This window comes from Saccharibacillus sp. JS10, assembly GCF_024436065.1.
Taxonomy (GTDB): domain Bacteria; phylum Bacillota; class Bacilli; order Paenibacillales; family Paenibacillaceae; genus Saccharibacillus.
In genome coordinates this window covers 480,038-494,188 of record NZ_JANFNS010000001.1, presented here as the reverse complement: position 1 = coordinate 494,188, position 14,151 = coordinate 480,038, and the positions used below count along the sequence as shown (strand labels likewise).

Annotated in this window: 14 protein-coding genes; 12 read left to right on the top strand and 2 right to left on the bottom strand. The window is 46.6% G+C overall.

Annotated features, from left to right (window positions below; all coding sequences use genetic code 11):
- Nucleotides 1–37 precede the first annotated feature (37 nt).
- Nucleotides 38–838 carry an SDR family oxidoreductase gene (locus tag NOM90_RS02240; RefSeq protein WP_255939665.1) on the bottom strand — a complete coding sequence of 267 codons (801 nt, stop codon included), beginning with the start codon at nt 836–838 and terminating at the stop codon, nt 38–40.
- A gap of 299 nt (nt 839–1,137) precedes the next feature.
- On the opposite strand from NOM90_RS02240, the gene NOM90_RS02235 reads away from it, so the two are divergent.
- The 12 genes from NOM90_RS02235 (at nt 1,138) to NOM90_RS02180 (ending at nt 13,653) form a co-directional block, all read left to right on the top strand.
- On the top strand, nt 1,138–2,385 hold the full coding sequence (locus NOM90_RS02235) for a DNA polymerase IV (RefSeq protein ID WP_255939664.1): 1,248 nt from the start codon (nt 1,138–1,140) through the stop codon (nt 2,383–2,385).
- Nucleotides 2,382–2,729: a YolD-like family protein gene (locus NOM90_RS02230; protein ID WP_255939663.1), complete on the top strand. Its 348-nt coding sequence runs from the start codon at nt 2,382–2,384 to the stop codon at nt 2,727–2,729. Before NOM90_RS02235 ends, NOM90_RS02230 begins: the two co-directional genes overlap by 4 nt.
- 3 nt (nt 2,730–2,732) lie before the next feature.
- Entirely contained in the window at nt 2,733–3,095 is a 363-nt protein-coding gene (locus tag NOM90_RS02225; RefSeq protein WP_255939662.1) for a YhjD family protein, read from the top strand.
- A 56-nt stretch (nt 3,096–3,151) separates the two neighbouring features.
- Nucleotides 3,152–4,177 carry a phosphotransferase enzyme family protein gene (locus tag NOM90_RS02220; RefSeq protein ID WP_255939661.1) on the top strand — a complete coding sequence of 342 codons (1,026 nt, stop codon included), beginning with the start codon at nt 3,152–3,154 and terminating at the stop codon, nt 4,175–4,177.
- Nucleotides 4,178–4,380: 203 nt separating this feature from the next.
- On the top strand, nt 4,381–4,887 hold the full coding sequence (locus NOM90_RS02215; RefSeq protein ID WP_255939660.1) for a MarR family transcriptional regulator: 507 nt from the start codon (nt 4,381–4,383) through the stop codon (nt 4,885–4,887).
- A gap of 272 nt (nt 4,888–5,159) precedes the next feature.
- Nucleotides 5,160–5,582: a DUF2243 domain-containing protein gene (locus tag NOM90_RS02210; protein ID WP_370866569.1), complete on the top strand. Its 423-nt coding sequence runs from the start codon at nt 5,160–5,162 to the stop codon at nt 5,580–5,582.
- The gene (locus NOM90_RS02205) at nt 5,575–6,462 is read left to right on the top strand and encodes a cytochrome c oxidase assembly protein (RefSeq protein ID WP_255939659.1); all 888 of its coding nucleotides are present in this window, start codon (nt 5,575–5,577) and stop codon (nt 6,460–6,462) included. The genes NOM90_RS02210 and NOM90_RS02205 overlap by 8 nt, the downstream gene beginning before the upstream one ends.
- A gap of 77 nt (nt 6,463–6,539) precedes the next feature.
- A complete protein-coding gene (locus NOM90_RS02200) occupies nt 6,540–7,148 on the top strand; it encodes a DUF4241 domain-containing protein (protein ID WP_255939657.1) in 609 nt (202 codons plus the stop codon).
- 149 nt (nt 7,149–7,297) lie between these two features.
- Nucleotides 7,298–7,858, top strand: coding sequence for a hypothetical protein (locus NOM90_RS02195; RefSeq protein WP_255939656.1), 561 nt, complete (start codon nt 7,298–7,300; stop codon nt 7,856–7,858).
- A 115-nt stretch (nt 7,859–7,973) separates the two neighbouring features.
- Nucleotides 7,974–8,879: a DUF6612 family protein gene (locus tag NOM90_RS02190; RefSeq protein WP_255939655.1), complete on the top strand. Its 906-nt coding sequence runs from the start codon at nt 7,974–7,976 to the stop codon at nt 8,877–8,879.
- Between the two features lie 440 nt (nt 8,880–9,319).
- Complete coding sequence (metE, locus tag NOM90_RS02185) at nt 9,320–11,758, top strand: 5-methyltetrahydropteroyltriglutamate--homocysteine S-methyltransferase (protein WP_255939654.1); 2,439 nt, start codon at nt 9,320–9,322, stop codon at nt 11,756–11,758.
- Nucleotides 11,758–13,653 (top strand): bifunctional homocysteine S-methyltransferase/methylenetetrahydrofolate reductase, encoded by a 1,896-nt coding sequence (locus NOM90_RS02180; protein WP_255939652.1) that lies wholly within the window; start codon nt 11,758–11,760, stop codon nt 13,651–13,653. The genes metE and NOM90_RS02180 overlap by 1 nt, the downstream gene beginning before the upstream one ends.
- A gap of 89 nt (nt 13,654–13,742) precedes the next feature.
- On the opposite strand, the gene NOM90_RS02175 is transcribed toward NOM90_RS02180, so the two are convergent.
- Nucleotides 13,743–14,147, bottom strand: coding sequence for a CBS domain-containing protein (locus NOM90_RS02175; protein WP_255939651.1), 405 nt, complete (start codon nt 14,145–14,147; stop codon nt 13,743–13,745).
- Between the last annotated feature and the right edge of the window lie 4 nt (nt 14,148–14,151).

Here is a 14,151-nt window from a genome sequence, read left to right as displayed (position 1 = left end):
GAATGTAACAGTCTTTTTTATCCTTATATTCAATCCGTTAAATCTTCTGCTCCCACAACTTGCTTTGATACTCTTTAACCTGCTGCTCCGAAGCTTCGGGGAATACCGTACGGAACGCATGCTTGTCTTGCGGGATGACTTCGACCATTTTGTCGATCATGTCTTGCGGGTCGAATTGCTGCGCTAGCATTTTCTCGCCTTTGAGCAGATCCGCGCGTTTGGTGAAGTTGGTTTTTTCGTCGTACCATTTTTCTTTTTCTTCGAACATCATATCGTTAAATCCGGTTTTGAAAGGCCCTGGATTGATTGTCGCGACTTGGACACCATACGGTTCCAGTTCTTGCTGCAACGCTTGGGCAAAAGCTTCGAGCGCATGCTTAGAAGCGCAGTAAGGACCGAGGAACGGATTAACGCTCAGACCGGCGATCGAACTGGTGAATACGATCTTACCTTTCTTTTTGGCAACGAATTTTCGCGCTACAAGTTGTGAAAGTTCAATCGTACTGAAAAAGTTCGTTTCGAACACTTGGCGTACATTATCGACCGGAACTTCGGCAAAAGGGCCGGTATGACCGATCGCCGCATTGTTTACGAAAATATCGAAATCGTGTTCTTCGACTTGGGCACGGTCGAGCGGATTGTTGATATCGAGTTTGAATACTTCAATATCCAACCCTTCGGATTTGGCATATTCACGGAAATCAGGAACTTGAGAGATCGTCTCGACAGTCGCGATCACATGATGCCCGGCACGTGCCAGCCCAATCGCTGTCCCTTTTCCTAAGCCGCTACCTGCACCTGTGATGAAGATTGTTTTTTTATTCGAAAAAATCGCCATGTTGTCTTCCTCCTCTGAAGTATTGAGTTAATCGAATCGTTCATGCTTTTGTGGATTTACCCGAGAAACTGCGGTCGTAATCAACAGATCGGCAGCAGGTCGCTAGCTTAAGGAATATTCCAAATTTGCTAAACCTTGATCGCGTAGGGATTTCATTGCATGAACCTCATTTTCAAAAATATAAAAAAGTATGTTTACAGAACAAGTGTTCGGTGTATAATAGTTATAATTAAAGGGAAGCCAAAAAGCTAACTAACAAACTTCATGTACAAGTGTGAAAAAGGTGAGGAGGGCTGAACTTGCCGATTACCGAGAAAGTCGTCATGTTGGTGGATATGGAGAGCTTTTATGCAGGGATCGAAAAGTCGAAGTACCCGCAGTACCGGGATTCTCCATTAGCGGTGGTCGGAGAGCCTTCTATACCTTCAAGTGCAGTGCTTGCCGCTTGCCCTATTGCCAAAAGGTATGGAGTGCGCACGGGAGAAAAGTTAAGCGTGGCTTTGACCAAATGCCCAGATCTAATTGCTATTCGTCCGCACATGCGCGAATATATTGAAATTTCTACACTGATTGCGGGTATTCTTGAAGCCTATACCGATTTGGTTGAACCTTATTCAATCGATGAGATGTTTATGGATGTTACGGCTTCACTACGTTTATACGGCGGAGACCCGCAGCAACTCGCGCATTTGATCCAGACTCGAATCACAGTCGAAACTGGGGTACGTGCACGTATCGGAATCGGCAGTAATAAAGCTCAGGCGAAGCTTGCTTGCGACTTAGTAGCGAAGAAAACACCGCAAGGTATCATACATATTCAAAGTAAAGCGCAATGGGAAAATTTGATCTGGCAGTATCCGATTCGAAAGATGTGGGGCATCGGGCATCGAATGGAAAAACATTTGTTGGCGCTGCGTATTTTGACCATCGGAGAACTCGCACAGACCCCGTTATCTAAGTTGCAAAAGCGTTGGGGAGTTAATGGCGAGGTGTTATGGCGCGTAGCGAATGGGCTTGACGATTCCCCGGTAACGCCGTGGACACCCCAGCAGCAAAAGCAGATCGGGACGACGATTACGTTGCCTCGGCTCTATCAAGAATCGCATGAGATCGAAATCGTATTGTTGGAACTTTGTACAGAAGTCGGACGCCGCGCGAGAAAAATGTACCGTATGGGCGATTTGTTGTCGATCGGAGGAAGCGGCGAAGGCGGCTATCACAAAAGCGAACGATTTCATCAGCGTAGTAGGTTGCCTGATCCTACCGATATTACGGCGGAATTGTATCAAGAAGCGCTACAACTTTTCAGAAAAGGTTGGAACGGCTTGCCGATCAAACGGTTGCATGTCTCGTTATCCGGGCTTGTCGACTCGGATACCTATCAACTTTCATTATTTGCAGATCGGGAAAAGCAACGTTTGCTTGATCGAACAATTGACTCTATCAAAGATCGATTTGGAGAGACAGCTATCGTACGTGGATATTCGTTCACAGCGGCGGGTCAAGCTAAAAATCGCGCAGATAAGATTGGAGGTCATTACCAATGACGAAAAAATTAGAAGGCAACGGCATATGGGAATCAAGTCGGATGATTTTGCCGCAATATCGAGAACGGATCATCCAAGCTTCTTCGGATCGGGATCGCAACTCGCAAGTGATTCTTCATCCCGATGAACGCGAACGTATCGCACAAGCTGTCAAACTTTCGCTTACGCTTTCTTCACCGATCAGATTGCAGCTACAACAAGACGGCAGGATCAAAAGCGTCGAAGGGATTGTAATAGATGTCAGCCCGATACAAAAAGTCATTCGTCTGCAAGATCAATTTGGTATACAAAAAATGGCGTATTCCGATGTTGTAGGTGTCGATGATGTAGAATCAGGATTTTAAGCGATGAAAGCGACCGAGCAAGATTTTGCTTTGATCCGAACGATGGTGGAGCTTCCTTATCTGATTCGGGTATTGGATGCAGATATGAAACTGATCGATAAATCTTCGCTACGTACACGTTTGGCTTTGCTCAAGCAATTGGATGATCTGCGTCAAGACGTGCAGTACGAGATGCGAGAGGTAAGAGGCAAACTGCGTTCGCGTCAGATCAAAATTTTGAAGCAGACTTCGCTCGAAGACAAGTTGGTTGCGGAATATATATGCCGTGGGTATCACGACCGGATGGCGCTTATGTGGAGCCGGGTCAAATGCGATATCGAAGAAATGGTCGAAGTGCGTCTAGGCGCAATGAAGTCTTTATCCTAACGGCTTATGTTCGCTATAATATAAACATACATAATCAGCGGACAGGAGAGACTGCGATGTCAGGAACAGCAGGGCAAGCTACGCAAGAGGTGTTGGAAAAAGCGGTTCGGATGTATCTACCTCGTTATACCGGTATTCCTCAGCCGGGTGCAAAAGGATGGAACAATACGACTCGCTTTATCGACCATGAAGGAAAACGTTATGTGCTTCGTGTCTACGAAACGCATCAAGACGTATCCAAATTTCAATATGAACATGCGGTTTTACTGGCATTATCGTCTTTGGAGTTAACCTTTCAAGTTCCGCAGCCTATGCTTACGATCGACCAACAAACTTTGGTGCGCCTAACGGACGGCAGCGGACGTTATGCTTGCTTATTCGCTTATATTGAAGGGGCTCGCCCGGCAGATGACGATTTGCGACCGCTATATGAATTTGGAGCTTCTGCCGGCGAATTATCTGTCGCTTTGAGAAAGATTCAACTCACCGAGAAACCGGCATATCGTCCGTATTACGAGCTAGGAGAAGCTTATCCGCTATGTACATCGCAGCGAGTTACCGAATTTTGCTTGAATCCTCCGTCTGAATTTTCAGCAGTTGCGTCTTCTCTAGCGACTTTATCCGACGTATATACCGAAATTTTATTGGAGCTGGATCACCTTCGGCAGTTGCCGCATCAGTTGATTCACGGAGATTTGAATGCGTCGAATATGCTTGTCGATCCAGATGAACCTGATCGGATAGCGGCGTTACTTGATTTTGAATTCTGTACCTATGATCTGCGAGTGATGGATGCTGCGGTCATTTTATCCGGGCTTCCGGCTGGGGAAGAAGCGATGAGACGTTTTGCCGAAGGTTTTCATCCCCATGTTTCGTTTAGCCCGGCAGAGATCGAAGTGATTCCGCTGCTGATGCGTTTGCGTAAAATCGATATCTTTTTGCATTTTTTAACTCGTTACTGGGAAAAGGTCGATGATTACTCCGTCGTGGAACATCAAGCTCAGGCGGTATCGTCAGAACTGAAGCAGATGCGAGAACAAGAAGTAGAGCTTAAGCAAATTTTAACTGAAATTTTGGGCTAATTGAGAATAGAAAACCGGAGCTTCGAGTAAAGAAGCTACCGGTTTTCTTTGATTTGTCCGGTTTTAGCGCATTTTTATTTTCGATAAAGATAAAATCTTTTTTAAAATACTTGTTGATTATCATTCTCAATTAGGATATATTGTTCTCAACGGCTGAATCTACTGCGAAAACAATTTTACATAATCCTGAAGGAGTGAATGCTATGGAAGCAAGCGTTTACCGTCAACATACAGCGCCAACGGAACTTTACGGACAGATTTTAGACTTTTTGCATCGGTACGAAAGTCATCGTCAGACTGAGCCTTCACGGCTTCGCGCGATGATCGAAGACGAAGAAACAGGTAGCCGCGTCGGTAACCTGACTGTCGTGAATACGATTCAGTGCATTGGTCGTCATGAACCGATCAACGGAACGACTATTGCCGAGAAAGTTGGATTGTCACGCGCAGGCGTGACGAAGATCGGAACGCGTCTTGTACGGGAAGGTCTAGTGAAACGCGAACGGATGCGCCATAACCGCAAAGAGATTTATTATCGCCTGACACCAGCGGGACGCGAAGTGTTCGATACACATTGCGAATTGCATGAACGAGAAGAAGAACGTTTCCGTACTTTTTTGGGATCGTATAGCGGAGAGCAATTGGCTTTTGTCGGTGAATTTTTGCGTCATGCTGGAGCCGAATTCGAACGTCAGCCTTCCAGCAAATAAACTCAACTTCAAAACAATAAAAATAGCAAAGGTCTGATTGTACAGCGACTACAGAACGTTAACGTTCTGTAGTCGCTGTTTTTTTACATAAAATTGGAGTGTATATAGTCGGTTACAATTCGAGATGGAAAAACAAGGGTATAGATGGGAGGGGCTTTTTATTATAGGGAGGTGAAAGGGTGAATTCGATTTCAAATGCCGCAGATGAACAAACTGCACGCAAAGCTTGGAACGGACAGCGGCGAAGTTTATGGTCCGGCATATTGTTTGGAATGGGATGTATCGCTTTTATCGATGAAGTAGTTTTTCATCAATTGCTGCATTGGCATCATTTTTACGATCGTTCTACGACATCTGCGGGGTTGGTATCGGACGGGTTACTTCATGCTTTTAGTTGGTTTGCTTCGGTCGCGTCACTGTTTCTACTCGCAGATTTAAGACGCAAAAAATCTTGGGCAATCAAACGCTGGGTTAGTGGTCTTTTGATTGGCGCTGGATTTTTTCAATTGTATGACGGTATCGTGCACCATAAGCTGATGCAAATTCACCAGATTCGGTACGGGGTCGATCTGACGATCTACGATTGGAGCTGGAATATTGCCGGTGCACTACTGTTAATTGCGGGTGTTGTCGGTTTGTTTGCAAGCGGTCGTCATTCTTCGTCCGCTGAGCAAAAGGCGTTTAAGGATGAATAGTGTAAGCATAAGTCTTGCGTCTGTCGCTATGTATACACACACGCATATAAACCATTCCGGTATGAACTCGGCAGATCAAACTGCAAGCCAGTTCATGTTATGGCTGCCTTTGATCGCAGTAGCTATTCCGCTCATGTTAGTGTACATAGGCGCTGCTTATTGGACATCGAAAACATACAGAAGCTGGTCAAAAGCACGGTGTTTACTCGCTTGCGCAGGTATTGCGGTATGCGCCGCAGCCGTCACTGGACCTCTTGCGCAAGCGGCTCATCATAGCTTTTCGGCGCATATGTTAGGTCATCTATTACTTGGAATGTTAGGACCCCTGCTGTTGGTTTATGCTGCGCCGATGACTTTGCTACTTCGTACGTTACCGCGCCAATCTTCACGTTTTTTAAGCAAAATTTTACGTAGCCGCATTGTCATGTTCATCGCCCATCCGGTAAGTGCGGCAATTTTGAATGTAGGCGGATTGTGGGTGTTGTACCATACCGATTTGTTTACCTTGATGCACCGTTCGAACGCATTGTATGTACTGATTCATATTCATGTTTTTGCAGCCGGCTATCTGTTTACCGCATCCCTGTTACCTGTAGATCCCGCGCCGCATAAGGTGAAGCTAAATATTCGAGTGGCAGTCATGATTATGGCTTTTGCCGCGCACGGGATATTAAGCAAAACGATCTATGCGTTCCCGCCTGCTGGTGTTCCGAATGAAGAAGCGCAGTTTGGCGCGCAGCTTATGTATTACGGCGGCGATGCTGTAGATCTGATTTTGATCATTTTGTTGGGATACAGATGGTATCGCTCGGCAGGAAAAGAAACATCTTCTTCGCCAATCTTCGTTCGGAAAACGGTAAAAAAGGGTATACATAGGTGAAGCGCGATAGAATCCAGGTTAAAAATGAAAAACATGTACATGCCCGTTTATTTTGAATACAGAGAGGAAGAGAGAATATGTCGAAATTTTTGCAAGATTTACTGGAGCCTGCGAATGGGTCGCTACGTCCGCAACCGCTTGATCCGCTAAAAGTGATTTCCGGAAAAATCGTGGCTTGCGATCCGTTAACGTCTACATTGGAAGCTTTTGAATATACGATTCAACCCGGTACATATCCGGTATACGCGTGGCATAGCGAACAAGCTGGAGCTATTGCAGGCGCTGAATTGCGTTTATCCGATAATAAGCCGGTACGTTGGGAACTTGCTGTTCGCCCAGGCCAAGATGCGAGTACACTGAAAGAAGACGAATTGTTCGGTTATCCTGTCGATGCAGGAATCGGAAGTTTTGCAGATCAAGAAGCGATTTCTTCGATGGAAGCATTGGATCAGAAGTTGCAAGAAGAACTTGGGGATGAATACATCAGCATGTACGATGATTTAGTGGCGGACATTTTAGACGAACATGATGGAGTATGGGGGAATCTGACGTCGGACGAAGAAACTGGCGTGAATGTCGTCATGTTCACTTCGGGATTCGGCGACGGATTTTACGCTTCGTATTGGGGTATTGATGAAAATGATGAAGTCGTGTCGTTGTTGACTGATTTTCAAGTGGTACAGTAACCTTCCTAAAAGACGATCAAGTGTTGAACGTAAGCATCGGGGCACATTATGTGTGTCTTGGTGCTTTTTTTATAAGCATACGTCATCTTCATGATACAATGCACAAAAAGGCGGTAAGCCTAAGCAACCATGAAGGGATGAAGCCAGTTATGGATTTACATACGGAACCATTAAGTTTATTGAAAAAAAGAAAAACGCTTGCGCACATTACCGATTTGCTCAATGCAGCTGGTATTGATTATGTGGTCGGAGGTAGCGGAATGCTGCTTGGTCTTCAATTGACAAACGATATACGCGACTGGGATCTGATGACGGATGCAGCGGAATCTGAGGTGAGCGAGGCGCTTGCTGGCGTAGCTTTTACCGTAGACCGTGAACGTAGCGAACTTTACGCAAGCGGCTGCAAGCTGCAAATTCAACATACCGTTCCTGAAGTTGAAATCATTATCGGCTTTAGCCTTTATGCAGAAGGTCAGGTCTGCAAGATGCCGGCACTAAGCGGAGGCGTTCGAGAAGGTCTTCCAATCGCAAGCCCGGAAGTCTGGTGGACAGCTTACACATTGATGGGACGTCATGAGAAAGCGGAGTTATTGGCACACTATTTGAATCAACATGGCGCCGATCAACAAGCGATCGAGCGTCTTATTGAAGAACCATTACCTGAACAATTAGTCCGTAAACTCGAACAATTTCCGACATTTTTGAAATAACCAAAAAAAGGTATTCTTATTTACTAAAGCATAAATTGCCGAATTGGCGTTAACTTTAAGGTAATTTGGTTTAATAAGCCAGAGAGATAAATTTATTAAACCTAGGAGGGTACATATGAAAAAACTTTGGATGACACTATGTTCGGCTGCTTTGGTGGTTAGTATTACAGCTTGCGGAAACAATAACGAGACGGCAACGGAGACTCCGGCGGCAACCGGTACGACGGCTCCTGCGGAGACGGCAACAGAGACTCCAGCTACAGAAGCAACAGAAACGACGACTCCGGAAGAACCGGCAGCAGCTGAAGCTTCCTCGATGAGCGCCGAAGAATTGCTGAATAAAGCCGAAGCGGCAACAAAAGATCTGAAAAGCTACAATATGGTAGCGGATGTCGATCAAAGCATGACTTTGAACGGCGAAGAGAACACATCGAAAACAACAATGAATACCGATATCGTACTTGACCCAATCAGTGCTTACCAAGAAATCAAAGCACAGGCATCGGGGACTGATACCGACATCAAGCAGTATATTACTGCGGATGCGATCTATATGGAAGTAGGCGGACAATGGACGAAGCTTCCAGAAGAACAACGTTCGCAAGTGATGAGTACGCTTGAAAGTGCTTCGAATTTGGAAAACTCTTTTGACCAATTCAAATCGGTAGCGAAAGAAATAACAGTTACTGAAGAAGGCGACGATTACGTGTTGAACGCTTCGCTTTCGGGTGACCAGATCAAATCGATGGCGGCTGAAATGTTGGGCTCGACAACAGATGAGCAATCCGCAGCGGCTCTGGACCAAATGAATATTGAAGAAATGAAACTCACTTATGCGATCAACAAAGAAACTTCGTTCCCTACCAAGTCTTTGGTCGATATGACAATGTCGATGGAGTCTGGCGAAGGCGAACAGAAGACAAGCATGGAAATGCACATGATCATGGACAGCACGATTTCGAAACACAATGAAATCAAAGACATCGAAGTGCCTAAAGACGTTGTCGATAGCGCGAAATAAGCTTGTTTGATCGAAAACGAATCAGAATTAAGTTAAAGCCGACTACCTGGTGTAGTCGGCTTTTTTGCGTCTTTATCCAAAAATATCGATGTGTATGAGATCGAAGACGCTATTTGATGAATAACGCCTTATGCGTGTTTGCTATAGTAAGTCATAGTCTGAGCATATAGACGATTGAACAAGACTTCGAGTACTCAGATTGGATTATCGTTACAAGCCCGCATCCAACAAGGGATTGCCTAATTTACGTCTATTCTGTTTGTTAAATCTGTTATCAGGAATTCCGAGGGCTGAACATGGAATTTGGCTATAACGCTTGATTTCAAGGGTTTTGTATTCGTTGACACTTGCTTCTGTCACGCCTAATATCATACTCAAAGTCCAAGCCGAGCCGCAGACAAGCCGGCATACACCACCTTACGACGAGAGGAAGATTAATCATGACACAAGCAAAAAGCTCAAACTTAGGATACCCAAGAATCGGTGAAAAGCGGGAATGGAAAAAGTTACTGGAAGCACATTGGTCGGGCAAGATTGACGCAGCAGAACTGGAAAGCGAAACGAAAAAACTTCGTTTGGATTATTTGAAAAAGCAACGCGAGCTTAAAGCCGAATTGATTCCAGTCGGCGACTTCTCCTTATACGATCATATTCTCGATACGGCATTTACGTTCGGTCTGGTTCCACAACGTTTCACAGGTGGTGCCAATACCGCTTCGCATGACGAGAATTGCAACTGCGCGACAGGAGCACATGATGAAGAACCCGTAACATCGACAGATGCAGGCAAAGCTTATTTTGCTCCTGATGAAAAAGGCGCTTACGGGTTGGATGCTTACTTCGCCGTAGCACGCGGTACAAAAGCATTCGCGGCTTCGCCAATGACGAAATGGTTCGATACCAACTATCACTATATCGTGCCTGAGCTGCAAGGCTTGACGCCGAAACTCACGGTAAATCGCCCACTTGCTTTTTACTTAGAAGCGAAGCAAGAACTCGGCATCGAAGGGAAACCGGTGATCGTAGGTCCACTGACTTTGCTGAAGTTGGCTCGCGGCATTGAAGAAGGCCGTTTTGATTCCTTATTGGATGAATTGATTCCGCTCTATGTCCAAGTGCTGACTGAACTTAGCGAAGCGGGCGCACAGTGGGTACAGATCGACGAGCCGATTCTGGTTCTTGAGAGCAGCGACGAGGACGTAGCGCGTCTGAACAAAATCTATCAAGCTTTCAATGAAGCGACGCCGAACCTCAATATCTTGCTGCAAACGTATTTCGAATCGGTATCGCGTTATGAAGACGTAGTGAAACTTCCGGTACAAGCAATCGGCTTGGACTTTGTCTATGACCGTGGTCGTAATTTGGAAGCTGTCGAAAAATTCGGATTCCCGCAAGATAAAATTTTGGGCGTCGGCATTATCGATGGTCGTAACATTTGGCGCTCCGATCTTAGCGTGAAATTAGAATTGCTCAAAAAGATTCAACAAGCCGCAAATGCTAAATCGTTATTCGTTCAACCTTCTTCAAGTCTGCTTCATGTACCGGTAACGACGCGCAGCGAAGAAAAATTAGAAGCAAAAATCAAAAACGGCCTGAGTTTCGCAGATGAAAAATTGACGGAGATTGCGGTGCTCGTAAAAGCGCTGAACGAAGGCGAAGCAGCGGCTTCTGCTGAAATTAACGAAAGTGTTCATGCAGTCGCGGCACTGAACGCATCGCCGGAACGTAATGACGAATCGGTACGCGATGCCCTGAGTCAATTGGATTCGCGTCGCCCTGAACGTCTATCGCCGTATGCAGTACGCCGTGATGTTCAAGCGAAGCACCGTCCGCTTCCGTTGTTACCGACGACGACGATCGGAAGTTTGCCGCAAACAACCGAAGTTCGTCAAGCGCGCAGCAAATGGAAAAAAGGCGAATGGAACGAAGAACAATATGTAGACTTCCTGCATGCGGAAACCGAACGCTGGATTCGGATTCAAGAAGAAATCGGGATCGATGTATTGGTACACGGTGAATTTGAACGTAACGACATGGTCGAATACTTCGGCGAGCAGTTGGCAGGATTTACGACTTCCTCGTTCGCTTGGGTACAATCGTATGGTTCGCGCTGCGTAAAACCGCCGATTCTGTACGGAGACGTGAAACTGCTCAGCCCGATGACCGTTACAGAAAGCGCGTATGCGCAGTCGCTTACAGACAAGCCGGTAAAAGGCATGTTGACAGGGCCGATTACGATCTACAATTGGTCGTTTGTCCGTGATGATCTTTCCCGCGCTGTGGTGCAAAATCAGATCGCTTTGGCACTTCGCTCCGAAGTAAGCGCGTTGGAAGAAGCGGGAATCGGCATGATTCAAGTCGATGAGCCTGCGCTTCGCGAAGGATTGCCGCTGAAACGTGAAGATTGGCAAGCCTACTTGGACGATGCGGTCTATGCGTTCCGCGCTTCGACTACAAGTGTCCAAGACGAGACGCAAATCCATACCCATATGTGCTATGCCGAATTTGGCGATATTATTCAAGCCATCTCTGATCTGGATGCAGACGTGATTTCGATCGAAGCTGCACGGAGTCATGGCAACTTGGTCTCGGCATTTGAAGAAGATACGTATGACAAAGGTATCGGTCTTGGCGTATTCGATATTCATAGCCCGCGCCTGCCTGATCAATCGGAGATCGAAGCGATTGCGGAGCGCGCACTGGAAGTGCTGGATCCGGCTCAATTCTGGATTAACCCAGACTGCGGATTGAAAACACGCCGTGAAGAAGAAGTTATTCCTTCTTTGAAAACAATGGTTGCGGCAGCTATCGCTCTGCGTGAAGAGTTCGCAAAAGTAGGAGCGGCAGGAGGCGCCGGAGCGACCGGCGACCGCATTTAATGGGGCTGCTCGACGAACTGCGAACCAGAGTCCTCGTCGCCGATGGTGCAATGGGTACGCTACTGTATCTGAACGGTATCGACCGCTGCTTCGAAGAGCTAAACTTGACCCGTCCTGAGCAAGTGCGCCAGATTCACCGGGCGTATCTCGGAGCGGGAGCCGAAGTGATCCAGACAAATACGTATGCGGCGAATGATCCGAAGCTCAGACGTTATAATCTGGAATACGAGTTGGAATCGATCAACCGTGCGGGAGCACGGTTGGCTCGTTCGGCGGCAGAAGGAACCGGTGCGTACGTACTGGGGACAATCGGCGGCATCCGCAGCACGAAGCCTGGCGAAATTTCGCTGGGCGAAATCAAGCAAAGCAACGAACGTCAGATCGAAGCGCTTCTTTCCGAAGGCGTAGACGGTCTGCTGCTTGAAACGTTTTATGATCCCGAAGAATTGCGCGCGACACTGACCTTAGCCCGTCAAAAAACAGATTTGCCCATCGTGGCGCAAGTGTCTACGCAAGATTCCGGGTATTTGCAAGACGGAAGTACGATTGCGGAGATGTTTGCGATCTTAGAAAATTTGGGTGCTGACGTTGTCGGATTGAACTGCCGGTTAGGCCCGTTCCATATGACCCGGTATTTAAAGCAAGTGCCGCTGCCGAAACATGCGTTTATGTCTGCGTATCCGAATGCCGGTCTGCCTGAATATAATGAAGGACGTCTGCGCTATCGTTCGGGAGCTGATTATTTTGGCAAAAGTGCGCTTGATCTAAGAGCCGAAGGCGTTCGCCTGATCGGTGGATGCTGCGGAACGACGCCGGAGCATGTTGCGGCGATGGTCGAAGCGGTCAAAGGCGCAGCGCCTATTATCGAAAAAGCTATAGAAATCAATCCCGAAACGGAAGCGCAGAGGATCGAAGTCCGCGAGATTTCTGCTGAATTATCGGGAGCCAATGATGAACCGCCGGCTGAACCTCGTTTTCACGAATTGACAGCGGCAAAAGACCATTCCGTCATTGTGGAGTTAGACCCTCCGCGCACACTGCGTACCGAAGGTTTTTTCAAAGGGGTTCAAGCGCTCAAAGCAGCAGGCATCGATGCGATCACGCTGGCAGATAACTCTTTGGCAAGCCCGCGTATTGCCAATGAATCGTTAGCCTCAGTGATCAAAAGCAAATACGGCGTCAAACCGCTCGTGCATGTCGCGTGCCGAGATCGGAATATGATCGGCTTGCAATCTCATTTGATGGGGCTTGCCGCATCGGGAATCAATCAGATGATTGCGATCACGGGCGATCCGTCGAAAGTCGGAGACGTACCGGGTGCTACTTCGGTCTATGATTATAATTCATTTGATCTGATTAAATTAACGAAACAATTTAATGAAGGAAAATTACCGTCTGGACGATCGCTGGGTCTACGGGCTAACTTTTCGGTTGGTGCTGCTTTTGATCCAAACGGACGTCATTTGGACAAAGGCGTACAGCGGTTGGAGAAAAAGATCGCGGCAGGAGCCGATTATTTTATGACTCAACCGGTCTACGACGAAAAGCGAATCGAAGAGCTATATCATGCGACCAAACATATTAAGCAACAAATTTTTATTGGCGTAATGCCGCTGATTAGCGCACAAAATGCAGCCTTTTTGCACAACGAAGTTCCTGGGATCCGCTTGACGGACGAAATTCTGAACCGGATGCAGCGTTACGAACATGACAAAGATGCCGCGATGGAAGAAGGCATGAATATTTCGCGCTCGTTAATCGATGTCATTTTGGAATATTTCGGCGGCGTTTATATTATGACTCCGTTCCTGCGTTATGAACAATCGGCGGAATTGACGCGTTACGTGCATGAAGCAGCCGCCAAACGTAAAAGTCAAAGTCGTCTGCTCAGTTGATTATCTTCATTAAAAAGAAAAAAGCTTTCCACGCGTTCGCTTAAGCAAACGTGATGGAAAGCTTTTTTGACATCTACATTCAAAATCAATTAATCCATGATTCCGTCGTTGTAATAGTTAATGATATCGCGACGACGAATAATGCCGAGGAAAATCCCATCATGATCCGTAACCGGAACGAAGTTCTGATCCGCGGCAAGCGTTAACATATCTTCCATATCGGCATCGATCATGACGGATTCGTTATGGCGGTAACGTTTAATACTGTTTAACGAGATCGTCGACATCATATCGAGATTAAAGTCGAAGGTGTTTTTGAGTTTCCACAGCAGATCGCCTTCAGACAGTGTGCCGACATAACGACCTTCTTCATCAATGATCGGAACAGCCGAATAATGATCTTTTTCCAGCAGATCCATAGCTTCTCTCATCGTTGCCGAAGAAGGGATATACTTGACCTTATCTTTTGGGAAAAGAAAACGAGACACTTCCATGTAT

What these genes read in the sequence shown, in the direction of transcription:
- NOM90_RS02210 (WP_370866569.1), top strand. Translation starts at nt 5,160, where the DNA reads ATGGGATGTATCGCTTTTATCGATGAAGTAGTTTTTCATCAATTGCTG.
- NOM90_RS02195 (WP_255939656.1), top strand. Translation starts at nt 7,298, where the DNA reads ATGGATTTACATACGGAACCATTAAGTTTATTGAAAAAAAGAAAAACG.
- NOM90_RS02215 (WP_255939660.1), top strand. Translation starts at nt 4,381, where the DNA reads ATGGAAGCAAGCGTTTACCGTCAACATACAGCGCCAACGGAACTTTAC.
- NOM90_RS02190 (WP_255939655.1), top strand. Translation starts at nt 7,974, where the DNA reads ATGAAAAAACTTTGGATGACACTATGTTCGGCTGCTTTGGTGGTTAGT.
- NOM90_RS02205 (WP_255939659.1), top strand. Translation starts at nt 5,575, where the DNA reads ATGAATAGTGTAAGCATAAGTCTTGCGTCTGTCGCTATGTATACACAC.
- NOM90_RS02230 (WP_255939663.1), top strand. Translation starts at nt 2,382, where the DNA reads ATGACGAAAAAATTAGAAGGCAACGGCATATGGGAATCAAGTCGGATG.
- NOM90_RS02200 (WP_255939657.1), top strand. Translation starts at nt 6,540, where the DNA reads ATGTCGAAATTTTTGCAAGATTTACTGGAGCCTGCGAATGGGTCGCTA.
- metE (WP_255939654.1), top strand. Translation starts at nt 9,320, where the DNA reads ATGACACAAGCAAAAAGCTCAAACTTAGGATACCCAAGAATCGGTGAA.
- NOM90_RS02175 (WP_255939651.1), bottom strand. Translation starts at nt 14,147, where the DNA reads ATGGAAGTGTCTCGTTTTCTTTTCCCAAAAGATAAGGTCAAGTATATC.
- NOM90_RS02220 (WP_255939661.1), top strand. Translation starts at nt 3,152, where the DNA reads ATGTCAGGAACAGCAGGGCAAGCTACGCAAGAGGTGTTGGAAAAAGCG.
- NOM90_RS02225 (WP_255939662.1), top strand. Translation starts at nt 2,733, where the DNA reads ATGAAAGCGACCGAGCAAGATTTTGCTTTGATCCGAACGATGGTGGAG.
- NOM90_RS02240 (WP_255939665.1), bottom strand. Translation starts at nt 838, where the DNA reads ATGGCGATTTTTTCGAATAAAAAAACAATCTTCATCACAGGTGCAGGT.
- NOM90_RS02180 (WP_255939652.1), top strand. Translation starts at nt 11,758, where the DNA reads ATGGGGCTGCTCGACGAACTGCGAACCAGAGTCCTCGTCGCCGATGGT.